The 22,974-nt window shown below is 63.1% G+C and carries 19 protein-coding genes; 8 read left to right on the top strand and 11 right to left on the bottom strand.

What is annotated here, in order from left to right:
• Positions 1-44: 44 nt before the first annotated feature.
• The 3 genes from AC3Z8Y_RS11505 to AC3Z8Y_RS11495 all read left to right on the top strand — a co-directional run bounded on the left by AC3Z8Y_RS11505 (position 45) and on the right by AC3Z8Y_RS11495 (position 4,060).
• The gene (locus AC3Z8Y_RS11505; RefSeq protein ID WP_490089798.1) at positions 45-1,142 is read left to right on the top strand and encodes a tartrate dehydrogenase; all 1,098 of its coding nucleotides are present in this window, start codon (positions 45-47) and stop codon (positions 1,140-1,142) included.
• An 81-nt stretch (positions 1,143-1,223) separates the two neighbouring features.
• Positions 1,224-1,529, top strand: coding sequence for a DUF6482 family protein (locus AC3Z8Y_RS11500; RefSeq protein ID WP_490089797.1), 306 nt, complete (start codon positions 1,224-1,226; stop codon positions 1,527-1,529).
• Positions 1,530-1,549: 20 nt separating this feature from the next.
• On the top strand, positions 1,550-4,060 hold the full coding sequence (locus AC3Z8Y_RS11495) for an ATP-binding protein (protein WP_490089796.1): 2,511 nt from the start codon (positions 1,550-1,552) through the stop codon (positions 4,058-4,060).
• Positions 4,061-4,138: 78 nt separating this feature from the next.
• On the opposite strand, the gene AC3Z8Y_RS11490 is transcribed toward AC3Z8Y_RS11495, so the two are convergent.
• On the bottom strand, positions 4,139-6,706 hold the full coding sequence (locus tag AC3Z8Y_RS11490) for a M10 family metallopeptidase C-terminal domain-containing protein (protein ID WP_490089795.1): 2,568 nt from the start codon (positions 6,704-6,706) through the stop codon (positions 4,139-4,141).
• Between the two features lie 209 nt (positions 6,707-6,915).
• Here AC3Z8Y_RS11490 and AC3Z8Y_RS11485 point away from each other — a divergent pair, with 209 nt between their 5' ends.
• Complete coding sequence (locus AC3Z8Y_RS11485) at positions 6,916-9,531, top strand: ATP-binding protein (RefSeq protein WP_490089794.1); 2,616 nt, start codon at positions 6,916-6,918, stop codon at positions 9,529-9,531.
• A gap of 9 nt (positions 9,532-9,540) precedes the next feature.
• Here AC3Z8Y_RS11485 and araH read toward each other — a convergent pair whose 3' ends face one another.
• From araH to AC3Z8Y_RS11465, 4 genes are all read right to left on the bottom strand, one after another.
• Complete coding sequence (gene araH / locus AC3Z8Y_RS11480; protein ID WP_490089793.1) at positions 9,541-10,509, bottom strand: L-arabinose ABC transporter permease AraH; 969 nt, start codon at positions 10,507-10,509, stop codon at positions 9,541-9,543.
• Positions 10,502-12,052, bottom strand: coding sequence for an L-arabinose ABC transporter ATP-binding protein AraG (araG, locus tag AC3Z8Y_RS11475; RefSeq protein ID WP_490089792.1), 1,551 nt, complete (start codon positions 12,050-12,052; stop codon positions 10,502-10,504). The genes araH and araG overlap by 8 nt, the downstream gene beginning before the upstream one ends.
• Before the next feature lie 23 nt (positions 12,053-12,075).
• A complete protein-coding gene (locus tag AC3Z8Y_RS11470; RefSeq protein ID WP_225774054.1) occupies positions 12,076-13,080 on the bottom strand; it encodes a substrate-binding domain-containing protein in 1,005 nt (334 codons plus the stop codon).
• A gap of 126 nt (positions 13,081-13,206) precedes the next feature.
• Positions 13,207-14,097, bottom strand: coding sequence for an SMP-30/gluconolactonase/LRE family protein (locus AC3Z8Y_RS11465; RefSeq protein WP_490089791.1), 891 nt, complete (start codon positions 14,095-14,097; stop codon positions 13,207-13,209).
• Between the two features lie 207 nt (positions 14,098-14,304).
• Here AC3Z8Y_RS11465 and AC3Z8Y_RS11460 point away from each other — a divergent pair, with 207 nt between their 5' ends.
• From AC3Z8Y_RS11460 to AC3Z8Y_RS11450, 3 genes are all read left to right on the top strand, one after another.
• On the top strand, positions 14,305-15,462 hold the full coding sequence (locus AC3Z8Y_RS11460; RefSeq protein WP_490089790.1) for an aldose epimerase family protein: 1,158 nt from the start codon (positions 14,305-14,307) through the stop codon (positions 15,460-15,462).
• Between the two features lie 26 nt (positions 15,463-15,488).
• On the top strand, positions 15,489-15,731 hold the full coding sequence (locus tag AC3Z8Y_RS11455; protein WP_490089789.1) for a DUF3253 domain-containing protein: 243 nt from the start codon (positions 15,489-15,491) through the stop codon (positions 15,729-15,731).
• 110 nt (positions 15,732-15,841) lie between these two features.
• A complete protein-coding gene (locus AC3Z8Y_RS11450; RefSeq protein ID WP_490089788.1) occupies positions 15,842-17,032 on the top strand; it encodes an MFS transporter in 1,191 nt (396 codons plus the stop codon).
• A gap of 35 nt (positions 17,033-17,067) precedes the next feature.
• Here AC3Z8Y_RS11450 and AC3Z8Y_RS11445 read toward each other — a convergent pair whose 3' ends face one another.
• The 5 genes from AC3Z8Y_RS11445 to AC3Z8Y_RS11425 form a co-directional block, all read right to left on the bottom strand.
• The gene (locus AC3Z8Y_RS11445) at positions 17,068-17,730 is read right to left on the bottom strand and encodes a DUF2931 family protein (protein ID WP_490089787.1); all 663 of its coding nucleotides are present in this window, start codon (positions 17,728-17,730) and stop codon (positions 17,068-17,070) included.
• Positions 17,717-18,370, bottom strand: coding sequence for a DUF2931 family protein (locus AC3Z8Y_RS11440; RefSeq protein WP_490089786.1), 654 nt, complete (start codon positions 18,368-18,370; stop codon positions 17,717-17,719). The genes AC3Z8Y_RS11445 and AC3Z8Y_RS11440 overlap by 14 nt, the downstream gene beginning before the upstream one ends.
• Positions 18,363-18,791: a hypothetical protein gene (locus tag AC3Z8Y_RS11435; RefSeq protein WP_490089785.1), complete on the bottom strand. Its 429-nt coding sequence runs from the start codon at positions 18,789-18,791 to the stop codon at positions 18,363-18,365. The genes AC3Z8Y_RS11440 and AC3Z8Y_RS11435 overlap by 8 nt, the downstream gene beginning before the upstream one ends.
• Positions 18,788-20,260: a type VI secretion system family protein gene (locus AC3Z8Y_RS11430; RefSeq protein WP_490089784.1), complete on the bottom strand. Its 1,473-nt coding sequence runs from the start codon at positions 20,258-20,260 to the stop codon at positions 18,788-18,790. The genes AC3Z8Y_RS11435 and AC3Z8Y_RS11430 overlap by 4 nt, the downstream gene beginning before the upstream one ends.
• A 196-nt stretch (positions 20,261-20,456) precedes the next feature.
• Entirely contained in the window at positions 20,457-21,185 is a 729-nt protein-coding gene (locus tag AC3Z8Y_RS11425) for a DUF72 domain-containing protein (RefSeq protein WP_490089783.1), read from the bottom strand.
• A gap of 108 nt (positions 21,186-21,293) precedes the next feature.
• On the opposite strand from AC3Z8Y_RS11425, the gene AC3Z8Y_RS11420 reads away from it, so the two are divergent.
• Complete coding sequence (locus AC3Z8Y_RS11420) at positions 21,294-21,680, top strand: DUF4124 domain-containing protein (RefSeq protein WP_490089782.1); 387 nt, start codon at positions 21,294-21,296, stop codon at positions 21,678-21,680.
• A gap of 1 nt (position 21,681) precedes the next feature.
• Here AC3Z8Y_RS11420 and AC3Z8Y_RS11415 read toward each other — a convergent pair whose 3' ends face one another.
• Positions 21,682-22,968 (bottom strand): MFS transporter, encoded by a 1,287-nt coding sequence (locus tag AC3Z8Y_RS11415; protein WP_490089781.1) that lies wholly within the window; start codon positions 22,966-22,968, stop codon positions 21,682-21,684.
• Positions 22,969-22,974 lie beyond the last annotated feature (6 nt).

The raw sequence follows: 22,974 nt of genomic DNA, 5'->3' as shown, positions 1-22,974 counted from the left end.
CGGGAGGCGGCACAATGCCTGCAGCCATTGAAGGGAGCATCGGCATGAGCAAGTCACCTCACCGCATCGCCGTCATAGCAGGCGATGGCATCGGCACTGAAGTCATGCCTGAAGGCATTCGCGCGCTGGACGCGGTCGCCGAGGTGTTCGACCTCAAGCTTGAGTGGGACCATTTCGATTTTGCCTGCGCCGACTATTACCAGGCGCACGGCAAAATGCTGCCGGACAACTGGTTCGAATTGCTCAAAGGCTACGACGCGCTGTACTTCGGCGCGGTCGGCTGGCCCGCGGTAGTGCCTGATCACGTTTCCTTGTGGGAATCCCTCCTGCAATTCCGGCGTGGCTTCGATCAATACGTGAACCTGCGGCCGTGCCGGCTTATGCCGGGTGTGCGCTCGCCCCTGGCTGGTCGCAAGCCGGGCGATATCGACTTTTATGTGGTACGGGAAAACACCGAAGGTGAGTATTCAAGTGTTGGCGGCCGCATGTTCCCCGGCACCAACCGTGAGATCGTGCTACAGGAAACCGTGATGACCCGGGTGGGTGTGGACCGGATCCTGCGCTTCGCCTTCGAATTGGCCAGTCGCCGGCCACGCCGCTCGCTGACGTCCGCCACCAAATCCAACGGCATCGCCATCACCATGCCCTACTGGGATGAGCGAGTGAAGGCGATGCACGAAGCCTACCCACAGGTAAAGGTGGACAGTTTCCACATCGATATCCTCGCCGCCCATTTCGTGCTGCACCCGGACTGGTTCGACGTGGTGGTGGCCAGCAACCTGTTCGGCGATATTCTTTCCGATCTGGGCCCGGCCTGCACCGGCACTATCGGCATAGCGCCTTCAGCGAACATCAACCCCGAGCGCACCTTCCCCAGCCTGTTCGAACCCGTACACGGCTCGGCTCCGGATATCGCCGGCAAAGGTATCGCCAACCCGATCGGGCAGATCTGGTGCGGCGCAATGATGCTCGAACACCTGGGGCACTTCGAGGCGGGCGCCGCGCTGGTACGGGCGATCGAGGCGGTGCTGGCCGGCGGCCCGGACGAGTCGCCGCTCACCCCGGACCTGGGCGGCAGCGCCAACACCCTGGCGCTGGGTACTGCCATCGCCGAGCAGGTGAAGCGCGCCGGCCGTGGCTGACGCATGCCTCGCGCAAGCGCCACTGAACTCGTGGCGCAGCCCCACCTCGAATAATGAAGACCCTGAATTGGAGGCAATCGCATGAAGGTTGAAGATCTCGCCAGCAAGGTAAAGGCAGGCCACATCCAGGAGCTGCGTCTGGTGTCCGTGGAAGGTGGCTCGTACACGCTCCACGCTCTGGTTGAGGGAACGTCGCAACGGGTGCTCAACGCGCAGGGCGAAACCCTTCATGTGGCATCGGTGGACCAGGCGCGCAAGCTCCTGGTGGACGTGCCGGATACCGTGCCGCTGTATCTGGTTCAGCCAGCGGTGTACGACGAAATGGTAGGCCTGGACAGCGGCCCCACCGATTCGAGGGAGCAGATCCCTCTACATAGCAGCCTCTGACACCTATGGACCTTCGCGCGGTGCACGGAACACGCGACCAGCTGCTGGCGGAAAACGCCTCGCTGCGGGCTGAGCTCGACAGCCTCAAGGGTGACGTGTTCGACGCCAGTGACATCGGCTTCTGCATCATCGAAATGCACTTCGATGCGCAGGGCAAAGCGGACGATTATCGCTTTCTCACGGTGAACCATGCGTTCGCCCGGCACACAGGACTGGCCAACGCTGAAGGGCGCTGGATGCGCGAGTTGGCGCCAAACCATGAAGATCACTGGTTCGAGATCTATGGCCGGGTGGCCCTTACTGGCGAGCCGCTGCAGTTCGAGAACGAAGCGACTGCGCTAGGCCGTTACTTCATGGTTCAGGCGGCGCGAATCGGCGACGCTGCCCTGCGCCGGGTTTCAATACTGTTCACCGACATCACCAAACGGCGGCTGGCCGAGCAGGCCCTGGTAGAAAGCGAACGCCACTGGCGCGGGCTGTTCGAGCACTTTGATGAAGCCTTTGCGCTGGCTGAGGTGATCCGCGATGAAGTGGGTGAAGCGGTCGACTGGCGCTTCCTTGATGTGAACCCGGCCTGCTGCCGGTTGCTGGACCGCCCAGCTGATGCAGTCCGGGCCCGCACCCTGCGCGAGCTGTTTCCGGGCCTTGCGCCGGGCTGGATTTCCGACGCCGCCCGTGTGGCTGAAAGCGGTCAGTCGCGCCCCTTCATTCGCCCGCTCGATGATGTGCGTCGCTGGTACGAAGGGCGCCTGCATCCGCTACCCGGCGACCGTTTCATGGTGATTTTCCAGGATGTGAGTGAGCTACGTCGGGCCGCCCAGCGGCGCGAGGGTTTGCTGCACCTCAGTGACCGCCTGCGTACCATGGACGCCCCCGACGACATCGCAGGGGTGGCCGCGGAAATTCTCGGCAACGTACTGGAGGCAGGCCGTGCCGGCTATTCGCTGATCGCTGCCAGCTCGGGGATCATCGAAGTTCAGCGGGATTGGTCCAATGACGGCCGCGCTTCACTGGCCGGGCCTCATAACCTCAGGGACCTGGGCAGCTACGTAGACGACCTGTTCGCCGGCAAGGTGATTGCCGTCAGCGATGTACGGGGCGATTCGCGGGTGACGGCTGCTGAGCGTTTCGAGCAGTTCGAAGCCCGGGCATTTCTAAACGTACCTTTGATGGAAGGCGATCGGCTGGTGGCGCTGATGTTCGCCGACAGCCAGCATATTCGGCACTGGAGCCCGGAAGACATAGAGTTCACCCGCGAGCTGGGAGAGCGCACGCGTACGGCGATTGAGCGACGGCGCGCCGAGCACCAGTTGCAGGAGCTCAATGCGCGCCTGGAACAGCTGGTCGCCGAGCGCACCCGCGAGCTGCTTCGCTCGGAAGAGCAGCTTCGGCAATCTCAGAAAATGGAAGCCGTCGGCCAGCTTACGGGCGGCATTGCGCATGACTTCAATAACCTGTTGACCGGGATCTCGGGCAGCCTCGAACTGTTGCAAAGCCGTATTCAACAGGGGCGCATCCAGGATCTGGATCGGTATATCAACGCCGCACAGGGCGCGTCCCGCCGTGCCGCCGCCCTCACCCATCGGTTGCTGGCGTTCTCCCGCAGGCAGACCCTGGCGCCGAAGCCTACCCATGTGAACCGCCTGGTAAAAGGCATGGAGGAGCTGATTTCGCGCACCATGGGGCCCTCGGTGTCGATCATCAGTGACCTGAGCACCGACCTGTGGAGCGTGCTGATCGACCCGCACCAGTTGGAGAACGCGCTGCTCAACCTGTGCATCAACGCGCGCGACGCCATGCCGGACGGCGGTACGCTCACCATCAGCAGCCGCAACCGCACCATCGACGCCTTGGGTGCGCAGACGTTCGACCTCAGCGCGGGTGAATACGTGGCGCTTGCGGTGTCTGATACCGGCAGCGGGATGGCGCCCGAAGTAGCAGCCAAGGCGTTCGAGCCGTTCTTCACCACCAAGCCGATCGGCATGGGCACCGGGCTGGGTCTGTCGATGATCTATGGTTTTATCCGTCAGTCCGGAGGCCAGGCCCGCATTCACTCCCAGCCCGGGCGAGGCTGCGTGGTGACCCTCTACCTGCCCCGCCACCTGGGCGAAGTGCGCGAGCCCTTGATAACGCAACCCGGTGCGCCGCCCCGTGCAGAGCTTGGCGAAACCGTATTGATCGTGGACGACGAGCCCACCGTGCGCATCATGGTCACCGAGGTGCTCGAAGACCTTGGCTACCATGCCATCGAGGCGGCGGATGGGCGCGCCGGGCTGCAGATTCTCAATTCGGGAGTGAAGATCGACCTGTTGATTACCGATGTGGGGCTACCCGGAGGGATGAACGGGCGGCAAATGGCAGACGCCGCGCGCGTTCATCGCCCAGACCTCAAGGTGTTGTTCATCACCGGCTACGCCGAATCAAGCGTGTTTGAAAACGGCGATCCGCAGGACGGTATGCATGTGATGACCAAGCCGTTCTCGGTGGACAGCTTGGCCCGGCGAGTGCGCGGGTTGATCGAGCAGGGTTGACTCCAGGCGGGTTCGGGGGCTTTCGCCCCCTCCTACAACGGTATTGCAGACCCCATAAGGCGCCAGGAATGTGCGGGGTCAGGCAGTGTGGTCGGTGTGAGCAGCTACGCCCAGCACCTGGACCTCGGCGGTGGCATCCGCCGCCGCGAACACGAACTGATCGGCATTGAGGGTGTGGCTGTAATCCCCCGCGAGCGTTACCTGGAACTTGTGCCCCTCGCTGTCCGCTTCGCTGCTGCGCACATAGGTGCGGTCGCTGCTGGCGTTGTAGGTCACCTTCAAGGTGCCGTCGGTGCCATCGCCCAGCCCGGTGAAGCCCAGCGCAGAAACGTCCAGCACATCACGGCCCGTGGAGAAGTCGGTGATCAGGTCCGCGGCGCCCACGTAGCTGTCGCTTACACTGTCGAACCGGAACGTATCAGCGCCCGAGCCACCGGTTAGCCGATCGCTGCCCGCCCCACCCACCAGCAGGTCATCGCCCACGCTACCGGCCAGTTCGTCGTTGCCGGCCAGCCCCTGCAGCGTATCGTTGCCCCAGTCACCGTACAGAGTGTCCGCGCCGGCGGTGCCCGTGGCGTTCACTTCAGGGATTGGCTGGGACGTATCGGTTTGCGTGGTATCGGGATTTGCGAACAGGACATTCGTCGCCGTAAGGTCATACAGATGGTTGCCCTTGAGCAGAATCTCGAAACGGTTGCCGTCGGCGTCCGGCTCCAGTGACTTGAGCGCGGTGTAATCGCCAGCCAGGTTCAAGACCACCTTCAGCGTGCCGTCATAGCCGTTGCCCAGGCCGGTAAAGCCCAGGGCGGTCAGGTCGATACGGTCATGCCCGTTGCTGTTGAAGTCCACTATCAGGTCACGCTGGGCATAGCTGCCGCTGGCATCGTTACGCAGGCTGTCGCTTGTGCTGGCATAGACGAAGGTATCTGCGCCAGCGCCGCCGGTAAGCGTGTCGCCACCGCTGCCGCCCAGCAAACGGTCGGCGCCGCCGTCGCCCGACAGCGTATCGCGGCCGGCATTCCCTGCCAGGGTGTCGTCCGCAGCCGTGCCGGTGAGCTGATCGTTGTGAGACGTTCCTGCGGTGAGGGAGTAGAAGTTGTCGGCACCAAGGGTAGTGAGGTGATTGCCGCTGAGCGCGAGCTGGAACCGATTGCCTTGGGCGTCGGCGTCCAGGCTCGACAGGTAGGTGGTATCGGTGGTTGCGTTGTACGTCACCTTGACCGTGCCGTCATGCCCATTGCCAAGGCCCGTCAGCCCAAGTGAAGTCAGATCGAGGCGATCGGTGGCATCGTTGAAGTCCGTGATGCGGTCGCTGTACGAGGTAGTCGCCGTGCGATAGCTGTCGCTCAGGGCAGTGAAGCGGAAGACGTCGCTGCCGGTACCACCGGTGAGGTTGTCGGCCCCCGCCCCTCCGACGATCACATCATTGCCCGCCCCCCCATCGATACGGTCACGGCCCTCGCCCCCGCTGATGATTTCATCCGAACGGCTACCGGTCAGGGTATCGGCTGCGGCGCTGCCGCGAAGGATCAACACATCGCTGTTGTTGTAGACCTGGGTCTCGGTACCTACGGCATTGATGTCACCGGCCTGGGTGCCGTTGATCACGTTGCCGAAGATCACGCTGCCATCCACGCCTGCGGTGCTGGACGGAATTTCCGCCACGCCCCAGGTCGAATGCGCGCCGCCGGTGATGATGTTGTCATACACGAAGTTCTGCGTGCCGTTGGTGCTGCCCAGGCTGCGTATGGCCACTTCCGCGGTGTCGGTGGTCTGCGCGTTGTCATGGATGACGTTGTCCGAGACTTCCACGTGGGTGGTGCCCTGCAGGTTCACACCCGAGCCGCCATTGCCGTGGATGTCCACGCGGTACACGCCGCCGTACTCGATCCCTCGCACCCGCACGCCGTCACCGGCATTGTCGTACACGTCACCACCGATCACGCTGAAGTAACCGGTATCCACGCCACTTTCATTGTGCACATAAACGCCGTCCGCACCGTTGCCCGACGCCACGTTATCGGTAAGCGACAACGCCTGGCTGCCCAGGGTGACATTGATGCCATTGCGGCCGTTGTCCACGCCGCGATTGTCCTGGAAGGTGGCCGCGGACAGGCTGCCACCCAACGCAAAGCCATCCAGTGTGTTGTCCTGCGCGGTGCTGTTGCGCACCGTAAGGTTCACCGCCGGGGCGGTGAGGTCGAAGCCGCTGCCGCTGAAATCCTGAGCGGTCACACCATCGAGCACCAGGTTGGTCACGCTGTTGGCGCCAGCCTGCGACCAGCCGCTCACCTCCCCATTGGTGTTGGCCTGGTTGCCATCGAGTGTCAGATTGCTCACTGTCGCGTCGCGTACCGTGCTCCCGCTCGCCACGCCCAACAGCGACGTGGTGCTGCTCGCGCCACCGTCGGCCAGCTTGAGCACGGTTTCGCCCGCGCCGTCGCCAGTCAGGGTTACGTTGCTTTTAACCGCCAGGGCATTGCCCGAGCCATCGCTGTCAGACACCACCCAGGTTCCGCTGGGTACATATACCTTGCCACCGCCGGCAGCGGCGGCTGCATCTATCGCCTTCTGGATCGCCTGGGTGTCATCGGTACTGCCGTCGCCCTTGGCGCCATAATCGCGAACATCGAAAACCTGGGTCATGCACTGCTCCTGTCTGGGTACTGTAAGCCTGGGGCCGGGGTTCCCGGAATCGCTTCAGCGAGAAGCCTGTGACCCGGTAAACCGTGCTTAGTTGGCTCAGCATAGGCAACTTCCAGACGAACGAAGCGTCAGATTCGGGGCCACGCGCCTGCTATGATGCGCGCGCGACCCTGCGTCTGCATTCCAGCCCTGAACGGACATGCGCTTAGATGACCCCGGACACTACCGCCCAATCCACCGACAGCCCTGAATTCCTTCATGCGGGAGGCGAGCTCGGCCGGTTGATACGCGAGCATGACTGGGCCGCCAGCGGCCTGGGGCCCACCGCCACCTGGCCGCAGAGCCTCAAGACCATCACCGCCATGCTGCTGGCTTCTCCCGTGCCCATCGTGCTGCTGTGGGGCGTGAAGGGCATCATGATCTACAACGACGCCTACTCGGGTTTTGCCGGCGGCCGCCATCCCAGGCTACTGGGCTCCGAAGTACGCAAGGGGTGGCCGGAAGTCGCCGATTTCAACGACAACGTGATGCGGGTGGGGCTGTCCGGGCGTACGCTGGCTTACAAGGATCAGGAGCTCACACTCCACCGCAACGGGCAACCGGAGCAGGTCTGGATGGACCTGGATTATTCGCCGGTGTACGACGAAAGCGGGCAGCCCGCCGGGGTGATCGCTATCGTGGTGGAAACGACCCAGCGGGTGCTTGCTCAGCGCCATCTACAGCACAGTGAAGAGCGCCTGCGCACGCTGGTCAGTTCCACGGCCGACCTGATCTATCGCCTGTCACCGGACTGGGAAGAAATGTGGCAGCTGGATGGCCAGGGGCTGCTTCAGGACACCCTGGAACCTACGCGTGGCTGGCTGCAGGCGTATGTCGATGCCATTGACCTGCCCCGTGTGCGTCAAGGGATCGATGAGGCGATTCGCACAACGTCCAGTTTCAGTATGGAACACCGGGTCCGCCGGCTGGACGGCGGCATCAGTTGGGTCCATTCACGCGCGGTGCCGCTGCTGGACGAGCGCGGCGAAGTACTCGAGTGGTTCGGCGCGGCCACCGATATCAGCGCCCGGCGCGAGGCCGAAGAAACCCTGCGAGCCAACGAGCGGCGGCTGCGCTTCCTCGATACGCTGAACCGTGAAACCGCTCGTAGCACCGACGCGGATCTGATCATGGCGATCACCACTCGCCTGCTCGGCGAGCACCTTGGCGTATCGGTGTGCGCGTATGCCGACATGGACGCCGACCAGGACGGCTTCAGCATACGCGGGGATTGGAGCGCCCCAGGCTCGCCAAGCATTGTGGGGCATTACAGCCTTGCCAGCTTCGGTCGGCTTGCCCTGAAAAACCTGCATGCTGGCCTGCCGCTGATTCTCGAAGACAACGCCGCCCAGCTCGATGCCAGCGAGGCCGGCGCGTTTTTGAGCATCGGGCTGGCTGCCACCATCTGTATGCCCCTGGTGAAAGACGGGCGCCTCACAGCGCTCATGGCCATCCATGACCGCGTGCCGCGCCAGTGGACGTCGCAGGAATTGTCATTGTTGACCGAGGTCAGCGAGCGCTCCTGGGCCCACATCGAACGGGTGCGGGCGGAAATCCAGCGGCGCGAGAGCGAGGAGCGATTCCGCCGGGATCTCGAAGCCCGGGTGATCGAGCGAACCGAGGCCTTGCGGGTGAGCCAGGAAAGCATCCGGCGCACCGAGCAGGCGTTGCAGCAAGCGCAAAAAATGGAAGCGCTGGGGAACCTCACGGGAGGGATCGCCCATGACTTCAACAACCTGCTGATGGCCGTACTGGGTAGCCTGGAGCTATTGCGCCGGCGCATGCCTGGCGACCCGGCCTTGCTGCGCCTGTTGGACAACGCCAAGGCAGGGGCAGAACGCGGTGCCTCTCTGATTGCACGCATGCTTGCCTTTGCCAGGCGCCAGGATCTGCGCACTGAAACGGTGGAGCTGGGCGAACTGGTTGCCGGCATGAACGAGCTGCTGCAGCGCTCGCTGGGGCCGACAATCGAACTGGACACCGACTTCCCCGCGACGCCCGCCTGGGTGCGTACCGACGCCAACCAGCTCGAAGCCGCACTGTTGAACCTGGCAGTGAACGCCCGCGATGCCATGAGTGGCCAGGGGCGTATCACCCTTGGCGCCCGGCTTGAGCAGGTGTCGGCCAGCGACCCCCAACTGGCTGCGGGCGACTACTGGTGCCTGTGCGTGACCGACACCGGGGAAGGCATGGATGAGCAAACGCTCAAGCGCGCCGCCGAGCCGTTCTTCACCACCAAGGGCGTCGGCAAGGGCACCGGGCTGGGCCTGTCCATGGTACTTGGCCTGGCGGAGCAGTGCGGTGGAACCTTGCGCCTGCGCAGCAACCCGGGCCGTGGCACCACGGCCGAAGTGTGGCTACCGGCAAGCCCTGCCCCTGGCGCCGAAGAACCGTCAGCCGCCCTGGCGCAGTCGCCCGTTGCTGCGGCGACCGGCAAGGTACTGAACATCCTTACCGTGGATGATGACGAGCTGGTACTTACCAATACCGTGGAAATGCTGCGGGAGCTGGGCCACCAGGTTCGCCCTGCGAGTTCGGCGCGAGAGGCCATGGGCTGGCTCGAACAGCAAGCCTTCGACCTGTTGATCACCGACCATGCCATGCCGCACATGACCGGCGCGCAACTGGCCGTTCAGGTACTGGCGCAGCGGCCGCAAATGCCCGTGATTCTGGTCTCTGGCTATGCCGACATGATGCCGGGCCAGGCGCCGGACCTCCCGCGCCTGGCCAAGCCGTTTTCCCAGGCGCGGTTGGTAGAGATAGTGAACAAGGTCACTGGCGGGTAGGCGAGCGCCTCAGCGCTGCTTGAGGCGGTCGATGATCACGGCCAGCAGCAGGATGGTGCCGCGGATAACATACTGGTAGAAGGTGTCGATGTTCTTCAGGTTCATGGCGTTTTCGATGATCGCCAGAATAAGGACGCCGGCGATCACATGACGCATCATGCCGATGCCGCCGGCCAGAGACACACCGCCCAGTACACAGGCCGAAATCACCGTCAGTTCGAAGCCCTGCCCGATCATCGGTTGGCCCGAGGTCATGCGCGATGCCAGTACCACACCGGCCAGCGCACCGATCACGCCATGCACCGCGAAGATGATGATCTTGGTACGGTCTACCGATACCCCGGCCAGCCGCGCGGCTTCCTGGTTACCGCCAATGGCCATGGTGTTGCGACCGTAGGTGGTGTAGTTCAGCAGCCAGCCGAAGAACAAAAAGCACAGCAGCGTGATCACGATGGGCACGGGCACGCCATACAGCTGGCCGTTACCGAAGATCGAGAAATCTTCCTGCATCACGCCCACGGCCTTGCCGTTGGAGAAGATGTAGGCCAGGCCGCGTACGATCTGCATGGTCGCCAACGTGGTGATCAATGCGTTGATCCGCAGCTTGGCGATCACGATGCCGTTGATCAGCCCTACTACCAGCCCCATGCCCAGGGCCGCCCCTACGCCTAACGCTACGCTGTCGGTTTCGCGCATCACGATGGCGGCAATAACCCCGGCGCATGCGATCACCGACCCCACCGACAGGTCGAAATGCCCCGAGGCCAGGCAGAACAGCATGGTGCAGGCGGCGATCCCGGTGGTCGAGATCGCCAGCCCCAGGCCGCGCATGTTCAAGGGCGAAAGGAAGTTGTCGATGAAGATCGCCGAGCAGGCGAAGATCGCGATGGCGGCCAGCAGCATGACCCAATCATCCAGGAAACGCCGCATGTTCAGGCGGTGCGCGGAAATCAACGGGGTATGGGGTACGCTAGCCATGGTTCACCTCTTGTTCTGGGGCTGTACGGGCGCCGGGCAGGGCCAGTTGCAGCAGGCTGGATTCGTTCGCCCGGTTGCGGGGCAGTTCACCGGTGATCTCGCCTTCACACATCACGATCACACGGTCCGATATACCGATCACTTCCATCAGGTCGCTGGACACCACGATCACCGCTACGCCATCGGCGGCAAGGTTATGAATGATCTGGTAGATCTCTGACTTGGCCCCGATGTCGATGCCCCGGGTAGGCTCATCGAGCAGCAATACCTTCATGGGCAAGGACAACCAGCGCCCAAGGATCGCCTTTTGCTGGTTGCCACCGGACAGGTAGAGCATTGCCTGGTCGGCTGAAGGGGTTTTGACGTTCAGTGCGCGAATCTGCTTTTCAGCGTTGTCACGCTCCCAGCGCCCCCGCAACAGGCAGCCCAGGCGCACATGCCGAGGCCGGGCACCGATGTTGATGTTCTCGCCCACGCTGGCGAGCGGCACGATGCCTTCTTTCTTGCGGTCTTCGGGGCATAACAGAATGCCCGCTTGAATGGCATCGCGCGGGCTCGCCAGCTTCAGCCGCTTGCCGTCCAGCTGGAGGGTGCCGGCGCTTGCGGGGGTCAGCCCGGAGAGCAGGCGAAGCAGCTCCGTACGCCCTGCCCCGACCAAGCCGAAAAAGCCCAGCACTTCGCCGCGGCGAACCGAGAAACTGGCGGGCGCGCGCAGGCCAGGGCCCAGCAGGCGATCCACATCCAGTGCCAGTTCGCCGTGGGCGCGTTCGCGATAGTTATAGATGTCCTGGATATCCCGGCCGACCATGCAGGTCACGAGCTTGTCGTGACTGAGCACCGCCATGTCTTCGAAGGTTTGCACGAAACGGCCATCCTTGAAGACGGTCACCGCGTCGCAGATACGGAAAATTTCTTCCATGCGATGGGACACGTACAGCACCACCCTGCCCTCGTCGCGCAGGTGGCCGATGATGTCCATCAGCCGGTCGATCTCCCGTGCGGAAAGGCTACTGGTGGGCTCGTCGAAAGCGATCACACGTGCGTCGTGGGACAGGGCCTTGGCGATTTCCACCAGCTGCCGTTGGCCGAGCGATAAATCGCCGAGCCGCGTCTGCGGATGGATTTCCTCGGCCAGCCCACGCAGTAACTCCTGCGCCCGCTTGTGCATGGCGCGACGGTTGACGATCCCCAGGCGTGAGGGGAAATGCCCGAGCAGCAGGTTCTCGGCCACGGTCATTTCTGGTACCAGGTGCAACTCCTGGTGGATGACTGCGATGCCGCTGGCCAAGCTATCGGCGGCATTACGGAACTTCAGGCTGCGCTCCCCCAGGCACAGTTCACCCTCGGAGGGCGTGTAGGCGCCCCCGAGGATTTTCAGCAACGTGGACTTGCCCGCGCCGTTTTCGCCCATCAAGGCATGTACCTGCCCCGGGTAAGCGGTGAAACTGATATCGGCCAGGGCGCGTACGCCCGGGAACTGCTTGCCGATGCCTTTGAAGGAAAGCGCCTGGGCGGCGCCGGGTTGCGAAACGGTCGACAACATCGGGAAGGTCCTCGTCGCCTGGCTCAATTCCACAGGCCGATTTTTTCAAGCTCTTGCTTGAAGTTTGCCCGGGTGATGAGGGTCACTTCGTCCATGGCGGTGTATTTCGGGGGTTCCTTGCCAGTGGTGACCCACTCGAACACCATGGTGGCTGTCTTCTCGCCTTCGATGTGCGGGCTAGGCAACATGGAGCCGAAGAAACCACTGTCAGGCTTTTTCAGTTCGCCAATGGCGTCAGTGCCATTGATGCCGATACCGATCACGCTGGCTGCCTTGAACCCGGCGCTCTCGGTGGCGCGCACGCCGCCCAGCACTGTGTTGTCGTTCATGCCACCGATGATGAGGTTCTTGGCCGCAGAGGGCAGTTTCACCAGCGCGGAGTTGGTGGCGTCCATGCTGCCTGGCACATCGAGGGTTTTCTGAGGGGCGAAGATAATGTGGTCTTCAGGCAACCCGGCTTTCTTGAGCGCGTCCACGGAACCGTCGGTGCGCTTCTTGCCGGTGTCCAGCTCGTTGTAGGTGTTGATCACAGCCCAGGTGTCTTTCCAGTCCCAGCCGCGGTTCTTCGCTTCTCCGGCCATGGCCGCGCCCTGCTTCTGGCCCACTTCGAAGGCGGCCATGCCCAGGTAGGGTACGTCCTCCATGAAGTTGCCCTTGGCGTCCACGAAGCGGTCGTCTACCGCCATTACCTTGAGGTCGTTCGCCTTGGCCTTGGCGACAATGGCCGGGCCTAGGGACACATCCGGCGCGCAGATCACGAAGCCTTTGGCGCCGTTGGCGGCAAGGCTGTCGATGGCTGCAAGGGTTTTTTCACCGTCGGGAACGGCGATCTTCAGCAGGGTAAAGCCCTTTTCTTTCGCCGCTTTTTCAGCGAACGCCCATTCGGTCTGGAACCAGGGCTCCTCGGGTTGCTTGACCAGGAAGCCGATCTTGACCGGGTCAGCGGCCAGAGCCTGGCCTGCCCAGCTCAGCGCGGCGGTGGTTGCTACAGCGCCACAAAAGACGCGAAACCCTTTGGTAAGGGGCATGGCTCACTCCTTGTTCTTGTTAGAAAGCCGAACGGTACCGACGGGGCCGAATACCGCGAGTTCAGTCAAGCACAGCGCGCCGATCCAATATGTAACGAAGTGTCACCCATTAACGGCGCGGTTTTTTTATCCAGCAAAGCGAGTGCACGGCGTGCCTTTCACGTTCACCTGCGCGGAGTACACACCCCCGTCCAAGGCTGTGGCCCCGTGGGCCGGTATCGCTGATGTCAGGTACAGCGTACGAAGGTCCGGCCCGCCAAATACACAACTGGTGGGATGGCTCACCGGCACGTCCACGCGGCGATCGATGCGCCCATCCGGCGCGAAGCGCAACAGGCATCCGCCGCCCCAGCGGGCATTCCACAAGTAGCCTTCGCTGTCGAGCGCGGAGCCATCAGGTACGCCAGGGCCATCCGCCGCCCAGGCTTCTCGGGGGCCGAGGCTGCCGTCTGCCTGCAGGGGGAAGCGATACAGCTGCCCCGCACGGCTGTCAGCGAAATAGACGAAGCGGCCATCGGCGCTCCACTCCAATGTATTGGGAATGCCCAAGCGTTCGAGCAGCGGTGTTACCTGCGGGGGTTGCCCGGGCTGACCCGCCGTTATGCGAAACAACCCTCCGCTGTCACGCGTGACAGGGATGTCCTCCCCAGCAGGGCCAAGGTTGTTCTGCATGGTGCCCAGCCAAAGGCGGCCGTGGGGATCGCAGCGGGCTTCATTGGCACGGTTGCCGTCGAGCGGATCCACTTTGCTGAACAAGCGCAGCTCAGGGTGGTCTTTGGAAGAGGCCAGGCTCAGCCGGTACACGCCGCTGGGCAAGGTCACCAACGCATCGCCGCAGGTTGTAGGAATGCATGCGGACACCGGCTCTGCAAGCTGCCAGCGTTCAAGGCCGTCGGTGCTCAAACGGCAGGCGGCCTGGCCGGCGATGTCGACAAAGTAGAGTGCCTGGTTGGAAGCGTCCCAGAACGGGCCTTCCGCGAGCTTGAAGCGATCGGGCGAAACAGGCTGCCAGTGCACGGCGCCTCCGGTTTTTATTAATTGTTGTATGTTCGCCGGCCAATCGAGGTTGGCAGGTGTTCAGCATTAAATAATATTACTATTTGGACTTCAAGCCCCTTGAATCATCGCAACGAACGACTTGATGTTGAAATTGGTATGACTATATTCAAGGGGTCGCGCTCGGCGATGCATCCATTTATAACAACAACTGTATGGAGATAGCTCATGAAACCCTTTCTCGCGCGCAGCGGCCAGGCCGCCGGCCTCGCCTTGGCGCTCGGCCTGGCAGCCAGTTCGGCTCAGGCGGCAGGCCTTACCCGCGAACACGCCAGCTTCGCTACCCTTGAAGACGGAACGGCCGTGGAGCGCTATGTATTGCGCAATGGCCATGGCATGCAGGCGAGCATTCTGACCTACGGGGCCACCTTGCAATCGTTGCTGGTCCCCGACCGCGCAGGCCAGCTTGCCGATGTGGTGCTGGGTTTCGATGACGTGCAGGGCTATCAGGCCCATGGGGATGTGTACTTCGGCGCAACCATCGGCCGCTTCGGCAACCGCCTGGCCAAAGGGCAGTTCACCCTGGATGGCAAGCAATACCAGGTGCCACTCAACGACGGCCCCAACGCCTTGCATGGTGGGCCCAAAGGCTTTGACAAGCATGTGTGGAAGGCCCGCGAAACCGACGAAAAAGGCTGGGTGGGCGTAACGCTGAGCTACCATTCCGCCGACGGTGAAATGGGTTTCCCGGGCAACCTCAACGTGGAGGTGGAATACAGCCTCAACGAAGACAACGTGCTGCGTATCCGCTACAAAGCCACCACCGACCGCAGCACCGTGCTCAACCTCACCAACCACAGCTACTTCAACCTGGCCGGTGCCGGCGAAGGTGACATCCTCAACCAGGTGGCCACGGTGTATGCCAGCAAGTACACCCCTATCGACAGCACACTGATCCCCACCGGCGAACTGGCCCCCGTGGCCGGCACGCCGCTGGACTTCACCAAGCCCGTGGCGTTCGGCAAGCACATCCGCGACGACCACGAGCAACTGAAGTTCGCCGAACCCAAGCAAGGCGGCTTCGACTTCAACTGGGTGCTGGACAGCGCAGGCGACCTGAGCAAGCTGGCGGCCGAGGTGTTCGACCCAGGCTCGGGGCGGCGGCTGCAGCTGTACACCACCGAACCCGGGGTGCAACTGTATACCGGTAACTTCCTGAAGGGCTTCACCGGCAAAGGCGGCAAAACCTACCCGCACTGGGGTGCCTTCACGCTGGAAACCCAGCACTACCCAGACGCGCCGAATCAGCCGAACTTCCCCAGCACGCGGCTTGATCCGAAGAAAACCTACACCCAGACCACGCTGTTCCGCTTCAGCGCGCAATGAATCAGGCCGGGCTGATCGAGGCGCGCATGCTTGAACTGCTCGCCGCGCGAAGCCCGGACGCTTCCATCTGCCCGTCGGATGTCGCTCGAGCGTTGGCGAGCGACACGGATGGGTGGCGGGCGTTGATGGGGCCCGTGCGTGACGTTGCAAACGCACTGGCAGAAAGAGGCGTTGTAGTAATTACCCAAGGGCAGCAAGTTGTGGGCCCTGCCGCCCCCGTGAAAGGGCCGATCCGTTTGCGCAGAGGCCCGGTATTCGATGCAAGCTGAAGTGCATACGAATTCCTTCAAGGAATCCAGTAAATTCTAAACATGAATTTTATTTATGCCGGAGTGGGCGCTACCGTAGGGCTATTCCCCTGCGATAGAGGTACACCGGCATGGCCCCTGAACCACATTGGCAGCGCAACCTGTGGGTATGCGTATTTGGCTCGTTCACCACCATCGTGGCCATGACTATCCTGCTGCCTTTCCTGCCGCTGTACGTAGAACACCTGGGCGTTACAGATACAGCTGCGATCGTGCAATGGTCGGGCGCAGCCTACGGCGCCACGTTTTTCTCCGCCGCGCTCACCGCGCCGTTGTGGGGCCGGCTGGGCGACCGCTATGGCCGAAAGCTGATGCTGATACGTGCCAGCCTGGGCATGGCTGTGGCCATGGCGCTGATCGGCCTGGCGCAAAGTGCCTGGCAGTTGGTGGCCTTGCGTTTGCTGGCGGGGTTGCTCGGTGGCTATGCCTCGGGCTCGACCATCCTGGTCGCCACCCAAGCGCCCAAAGCCCGCTCGGGCTGGGCATTGGGTGTACTGGCGTCGGGGATCATGGCAGGTAACCTCGCCGGCCCGTTGCTGGGAGGAGCGTTGCCGCCGCTGGTAGGTATCCGCAATACGTTCTTCCTGTGTGGCGGCGCCATTTTCATCGCGTTTCTCGCCACTACCTTTTTGCTCAAGGAAACCCCTGTACCGAAAGCCCATACCTTAAGTTCAGCCAACGGCGGCGAGGCGGCGCTCAATCCTCAGGCGATCAGCATGCTGATCACTGCGGCGGCATTGATGTTCGCAACCATGTCTATCGAGCCGATCATCACGGTGTACTTCCAGCAACTGCAGGTGAACGAGGTCACCTGGATGGCCGGCCTGGCCATGGCCGCCACGGCGCTGGGCAGCATTGTTTCGGCCTCCCGCCTTGGCAAGCTCGCTGATCGCATTGGCCATTGGCCCGTGCTCAGCGGTTGCCTGGCCACGGCCGCGCTGCTGCTGATACCCCAGGCATTGGTTACCGAAGGCTGGCAACTGGTAGTACTGCGCTTGGCCATGGGGCTGGCCCTGGGCGGCCTGTTGCCCTGCATTGCCAGCGTGATTCGCCATGCCGTACCGGACCGTGTAGCCGGGCGCGTGCTGGGCTATTCAACGTCTTGCCAGTACGTAGGCCAGGTGCTCGGCCCATTGGCAGGCGGCTTCACGGGCGGGCATTACGGCATGCGCTCGGTGTTCTGGCTGACCAGCCTGCTGTTGGCGGGGCTCGCAGTGTTTACCTGGAGGGCACGGCCGGCAAAGGCTCTCGAGGCCGCGTAGCTGCACAGTAGCTGCAGGGCGTTGCGCGACTCCGGTTACCAGCTGCCATAGGGCACACCGTATTTTTCGATGTAAGCCTTGGACACGTCGTCGAGCGGGTAATAGTGCCCGTCGGACTGTCCATTGTACGGGCCGGCCTCGACAACGCGGCCTTGAACGCGAGCTATGGGGATGGAGCTCAAACATCGGCCGCTGATCCACATACGCACGACGCCGCCAGGGGCAAGGCCGAGCGCCACGGCGTAGCGATGGTCGGTGATCCATTCGTCACCGAAATCGCAGTGTACCCGCTCCCCTTTCGTCATGGCTTTGCGCGTTGCAGCATCGATGGGAATGAAACCTTCATAGGTGCGCGGTTCGACCAGCGACTGCCATCGTACGTAGATCCATAGGGGCAAGTCTGCGCCAAGCACATGCTTGCCCTTGCCCCAGGTGGGGTTGCTCGGCCAACCCCTGGGATCGGCCTTCAAGTTTGAGGGCCTGCCCATTGAAGCCACACCAGACATGGCCCGCCTGTACACGCGGCCGCGGGCATCGGCGACATCCACGGTTTCGATCCAGACATCCATGTACGGGCGGGCGAACACACCTATCCACCAAGCATCGAACGGAAGCCCATGAGGCCCCTTGGCGCAGGAGACCAGCGCCAGGGCAGCTATCACTATGAGCAGCCCGCGACATCGGTTACCAGCTGCCATAGGGCACACCGTATTTTTCGACGTAGGCTTTGGACACGTCGTTCAGGTCGGGATATTGGTTGCCGTACCGTCCGCCATAGGGGCCGGCCTCGACAACGCGGCCTTGAACGCGAGCTATGGGCACGCTGCGGGTGCATTGGCCGGCGATCCAGACCTTGGCGATACCGCCCGGGGCCAGGCCGATGTTCACGGCATAGGGGTAGTCGGTGATCCATTTGCCGTCCGCTGCGCAGAAGGCCTTTTTGCCTGTGACCATGGCCTTGCGCATGGCCGCATCGACGCGAATGAAGGCTTCGTACGTTTTAGGCTCGACCAGCGACTGCCAGCGTACGTAGATCCACAGCGGCAGGGCTGCGCCAAGCACGTGCTTTCCTTTACCCACGCCCGGAGGCTCAGGCCAGCCCTTCGGGTTGGCCTTCAGGCTGGCGGGGCTGTTGATTGATGCCACGCCCGACATGGCCCGCCTGTACACATGGCCGCGTACGTCCGCCGTATCCACCGTTTCGATCCATACGTCCATGTAGGGGCGTGTGAACACGCCGATGTACCAGGCATGGTAGGGAAGCCCGTGAGGCCCTTTTGCGCAGGAGGCCAGCGCCAAGGCAGTCACCAATATCAATAGCCGACCGAGGCTATTCATTGGGATATTCGGCGCGCCGCCCCTCACTTGCCGGGCGATTGATAAACAGCACGGACAGGTCGGAGTTGTTCTTGCCCCGGGCGGCGTTCCAGTTGGCGGACAGGTGAATGTAGTAGCGACGCAGCAGGTCCATCTCGGTCTCGGTGACGGTATTGGGGGCTTCCCCCAGGGCGTAGGCCGTCAGCTTGCGCGAGATGGGTTTGAGCTCCGCCGGCAAGGTCAGTCGATTGTCGCGCTTGTCGATAGGTTTGAACGGCACGCCCGCCCGCACGGCCAGCTTGCGCATGACGCGCAAGTACACCAGCGACAGCGCCCCGCGCACCACCCGCTTGCTGACCACCGCGGCGTACACCCGCTTGAGCCGGCGCGCGTCCTGGTGCGGGTTGTACGGCAGGGCGATGGCCCAGGGCTGCACGCTCAACGGTTGGCCGGGCTGGGTGAACGCATTGCCGTACGGTGGCAGGTGAGCCTCAACCTGGCGCTTCGCCGTGCGCCAGGCCTGAGATTCCCGGGCCTGTTGCTCATAGGGTATTTCGCTGTGCTCGGGCCGGGTGAGCAGTACGGTTTCTCTGATCGCCGGTGGGTAGCCGCCGCCCAGGTCCGAATGGGCGCGCCAGGCATGCGAATGTCGTGGTCGCTGAGCATTACCGAGAAGTTGTGGCGGAACTCGTGCTGGGCCACCAGTTGCACGATCTTCTCCGCACACCCTGGCGCCAGACGCAGGTTGAGCCCTGGGTTGTGGCCATCGTGAGGAGAGAAATCACCCCGCAGCGGGTTGGAAATCCCGGGCACCGTGTCGAACAGGCCGATAAAGTTGATGATGAAGTCTTGGCCATGGCGCCAACGGAAAACCGGCGCGAACAATGGAGACCCCGCCGGCAGCGCTTTAGCCAAGCCACTCTTGGTGCCTTTGAGCAGCTCATTGGCACAATGACGGGCGGCCGCCGCGCCGCGGCTGAACCCGAACAGGTCGAATTCAATGCGGCGAATGACGAGGCCAGGGTTAGTGTCCCTAAGCCGTCGCAGCTTCTCCACCACCAAGGCCGGCGCCTGCTTCACCCGCGCTGCCGCACCGGTCGCGCCAATCCCCAGCCCCTGTCCGTACAGCGAATCGGGTTGGCCGCTGCTGGTTCCGATACCTTCGAGGTAGACTGAAAGACAGGCGGTCTCGGTATCCGGGGCCAGCTCTTCCTCCGCTTGATCAGGATACAAATCATACAACCGCGCCACATTGCTCGACGCATTCCCATAACTGCTGTCCGGCACGCCACCGGCGGCGTCAAAGCCTTCCTGAACGCAGTAGGCACTGATTTCCCGTGCCTGTTGTTCGGTATAACCCACGTCGCTCGGCTGGCAGTCGGCGGTGAGTTCGGCGTTGGCCATGTTGTTCCCGGTACCGTCGAAGAACAGTCCGATCCGCACGATGATGCCTTCGGCAGGTTCTTCCTCTTCTTCTTCCTCGACAAGCTGCTGGCCAAGCGTTGTGGCCGGCGGGGCGGTCACCCGGGTGTGCGATACGACGCCGGGCGTACTTGAACGCGTGGCAGCGGCCCGGTACCGCCCTGCGCCCATCTTCCCCATGCCCACCAAAGGCAGCGAAGACGGGCCGAAGTCATAAGATATGCTGGTCTGGTTGGCGATCAGGGTGGGCGCTGGCGAGCATTGGCATTGGCACTGGTCGCCTTCCAGCGCGCATTGTGCCTTGTCTACGTAAGCATGCCGATGAGGGCCGGTGCACACGATCACGCCCACGGTGCCGCAGGCGGGGCACTCCACCTTGTCGCCTTCGCACGCTACCGGCCGGCCCTCCAGCTTGCACGCGGGGTTGCCGCTGATGACAGTGCCGCCGGCGGTGGTTTTGTCGCCGCGAAAGATGTGATAGAGCCTCATGCCCATCGCTCCGGGCAGTGAGAGGCACAGGCGCGAAGAGGCAGTGAAGGCATGGACGGGGCTCCGGAAACAGGCGCAGAACGCGCAGGAGCCGCCATGCTAGAGAAGCGGTACCGGCTTGAATGCCGGAGGATTCTCAATGTGTTGTGGGAAAATTCCATGGGAACTAAGCGATGCTCGCCAGCGGGTGACCTATCTAACTCAGCCCCAACCGCTCCACCACCCCCAAGGCATCGGGCACCGCAGCGCCGGCGGCGGTGTTATCGAAGATGCACCATGTGGGCACGGCACGATCGCGCAGTCGCTCAGCCAGCGCGGCCAGTACCGTCTCGGGATAGGCCGAATAATAGATTTTCGGGCTACCGTGCAAGCGTATGTAAGCGACGCCTTGCCAGCCGAGCGGCGCGGGTTCGCCAAGCGGTGCCGGGTCGGCTTCTACCCAGCCTACCTGCCAGGCTTGCAGCAATGCATCGGCCTCAAGCCAACTGGGGTGTCGGGGCTCCAGCACTACCGCACCGCTGTAAAGCCTGCGCAGCGCCTCGAAAAACGGCCCCGCCGTGCCGGGGTCGAAGGCCAGCGAAGGCGGCAGTTGCACCAGCAGGCAACCCAGGCGATCACCCAAGGCGCTGCACTGGTCGAAAAAGGCCGCCAGCAATGGCTCGCAGCCCTCAAGCCGTTGTTCATGGGTAATCTGCCGAGGGACTTTTACCGAGAAGCGGAACCCCTCGGGTACCGAAGCGCCCCAGCGCGCATAGGTCGCTGGCCGATGCGGCCGGTAGAACGAGCTGTTTATCTCGACGCCGCCAAACCGGCTGGCGTAGCGCTCGAGATGGCTGCCTTCGGTACTGAAGCGCGGCCATTGCTCGCGCGGCAGGCTCCAGCCCGCACAGCCTATGTACAGTGGAGATTCAGAGGTTGCAGTCATGCAGGTGGGACTGACGGCCGGGCGCTGGCGTTCCGTCGGCGTGCGTTGTGGGGGGTACCCGTTCGCTTTAGAATGCGCCGATGTCTCATCGCCATTATGGACGACCTGATGCGCTTCGGATTGCTACTCTGCGCTGCCCTCGCCTGCTCCGCGCCTTATGCCTTGGCCGATGCCTATAAATGCACAGGTGCCAACGGCCGCGTGAGCTTCAGCTTCGTGCCCTGCCCGGTGACGCGCGGGAGCACGGAATGGGCGCGCAAGGTCGAGCAGGCTCAGTGGGTAAGCGTAAACCCCGAGGATGCCAAACCCGACGTGATCAACAAGCGCGCCACGGACATTCTCAAGGCCAGCTACCGAACCAAGGTCCGCTACACCGTGCATTACCTTCCGGGTGGCGCGCCGGCGCCGGAGAAAAAACCACTGCCCAAGGCAAAGCCCTTGCGTTGCCAGCAACTGGGCGGGCACACCGCCTGCGACGGCCTGGCGCGCCCCTGATTCAACTGAGCGCGGCTGCCTGAGCGGTATAGCGGCGTAGTACGAGCATCGACAGCGCGGCGACCAGGCACAAGGCCCCAGCCACGTAAAACGCCGGCAGGTAGCTTGCCAGCAAGGTACGCGACAGCCCCGCGCCATAGGCCGCACTGGCTGCGCCCAGCTGATGCGCCGCGAACACCCAGCCAAATACCAGGCCTGCACGCTCTCGGCCGAAACGCTCGGCGATCAGCTTGACCGTGGGCGGCACCGTGGCAATCCAGTCCAGGCCATAAAACACTGCGAAGATCGACAAGCCATAGAAGGTGAAATCAGTCGACGGCAGGAACAGCAGCGACAACCCTCGCAGGCCGTAGTACCAGAACAGCAGCCAGCGGTTGTCGTAGCGGTCCGACAGCCAGCCAGAGCCGACGGTACCGATGAAGTCGAAGATGCCCATCAGCGCCAACACGCTGGCCGCGCCCACGGCAGGCAAGCCGAAGTCACCACACAGGCTGATGAAGTGGGTTTGAATCAGCCCGTTGGTGCTTGCGCCACAAATGAAGAAGCTGAGCGCGAGCACCCAGAAGGTGGCGTCGCCGCTGGCGTCGCGCAGGGCCACCAGAGGAGAACGCAGGTGGGTCAGGAAGCTGGCAGACGGTACCGCCGGGGCCACAGTGTGATCGCCGTAAGCGGGCAGGCCGAGGTCTGCCGGCCGATCGCGCATCAACAGCAGTGCCACCAGAGAGGTCGCCATTAGCATCAGGCAGACGAACAATAGGGCAGCACGCCAACCGTAGCGTTCGGTAAGCTGCGCCATCAGCGGCAGAAATACCAGCTGCCCGGTGGCGGAGCTGGCCGACAGCAAGCCCAGTACCAAACCGCGACGGTGATTGAACCAGCGGGTGGCAACGGTAGCGGCCAGCACCATGGCGACCATGCCGGTCCCCACGCCCACGACCACGCCCCAGAACAGCAACAGCTGCCACAGCTCGGTCATCATCCGCGAGCCTAAAAAGCCCGCAGCGATCAAGCCCAGCGCCGTGACGACCACAGGCCGCAGGCCAAAATGATTGATCAGCGCCGCCGCGAAGGGCCCGAGCAGGCCAAACAGCACCAGACGCAAAGCCAGCGCGACGGAGATCTGTGAGGTGGACCAATCGAACTCCTGCTGCAGGGGCACGATCAACACCCCAGGCGCGCCCATGGCAGCGGCGGCCACCAGCATCACCAGGAAGGTAGCGGCCACCACCACCCAGCCGTAGTGCAGGTTACGCCGCCCGAGGGCCGCCGCCAGCGTGCCGGACACCATTGACGC

It is taken from the genome of Pseudomonas sp. 3MAES_34.3B, assembly GCF_058145875.1.
The sequence above is the reverse complement of the archived record's forward strand: the minus strand, read 5'-3'. Positions and strand labels throughout refer to the sequence as shown.

Excerpts from the sequence above, each read along its gene's own strand:
- AC3Z8Y_RS11485 (WP_490089794.1), top strand. The coding sequence starts at position 6,916 with ATGACCCCGGACACTACCGCCCAATCCACCGACAGCCCTGAATTCCTT.
- AC3Z8Y_RS11490 (WP_490089795.1), bottom strand. The coding sequence starts at position 6,706 with ATGACCCAGGTTTTCGATGTTCGCGATTATGGCGCCAAGGGCGACGGC.
- AC3Z8Y_RS11505 (WP_490089798.1), top strand. The coding sequence starts at position 45 with ATGAGCAAGTCACCTCACCGCATCGCCGTCATAGCAGGCGATGGCATC.
- AC3Z8Y_RS11450 (WP_490089788.1), top strand. The coding sequence starts at position 15,842 with ATGGCCCCTGAACCACATTGGCAGCGCAACCTGTGGGTATGCGTATTT.
- AC3Z8Y_RS11425 (WP_490089783.1), bottom strand. The coding sequence starts at position 21,185 with ATGACTGCAACCTCTGAATCTCCACTGTACATAGGCTGTGCGGGCTGG.
- AC3Z8Y_RS11430 (WP_490089784.1), bottom strand. The coding sequence starts at position 20,260 with ATGAGGCTCTATCACATCTTTCGCGGCGACAAAACCACCGCCGGCGGC.
- AC3Z8Y_RS11500 (WP_490089797.1), top strand. The coding sequence starts at position 1,224 with ATGAAGGTTGAAGATCTCGCCAGCAAGGTAAAGGCAGGCCACATCCAG.
- AC3Z8Y_RS11470 (WP_225774054.1), bottom strand. The coding sequence starts at position 13,080 with ATGCCCCTTACCAAAGGGTTTCGCGTCTTTTGTGGCGCTGTAGCAACC.
- AC3Z8Y_RS11460 (WP_490089790.1), top strand. The coding sequence starts at position 14,305 with ATGAAACCCTTTCTCGCGCGCAGCGGCCAGGCCGCCGGCCTCGCCTTG.
- AC3Z8Y_RS11420 (WP_490089782.1), top strand. The coding sequence starts at position 21,294 with ATGCGCTTCGGATTGCTACTCTGCGCTGCCCTCGCCTGCTCCGCGCCT.
- AC3Z8Y_RS11455 (WP_490089789.1), top strand. The coding sequence starts at position 15,489 with ATGCTTGAACTGCTCGCCGCGCGAAGCCCGGACGCTTCCATCTGCCCG.
- AC3Z8Y_RS11440 (WP_490089786.1), bottom strand. The coding sequence starts at position 18,370 with ATGAATAGCCTCGGTCGGCTATTGATATTGGTGACTGCCTTGGCGCTG.
- AC3Z8Y_RS11415 (WP_490089781.1), bottom strand. The coding sequence starts at position 22,968 with ATGGTGTCCGGCACGCTGGCGGCGGCCCTCGGGCGGCGTAACCTGCAC.
- araG (WP_490089792.1), bottom strand. The coding sequence starts at position 12,052 with ATGTTGTCGACCGTTTCGCAACCCGGCGCCGCCCAGGCGCTTTCCTTC.
- AC3Z8Y_RS11445 (WP_490089787.1), bottom strand. The coding sequence starts at position 17,730 with ATGGCAGCTGGTAACCGATGTCGCGGGCTGCTCATAGTGATAGCTGCC.
- araH (WP_490089793.1), bottom strand. The coding sequence starts at position 10,509 with ATGGCTAGCGTACCCCATACCCCGTTGATTTCCGCGCACCGCCTGAAC.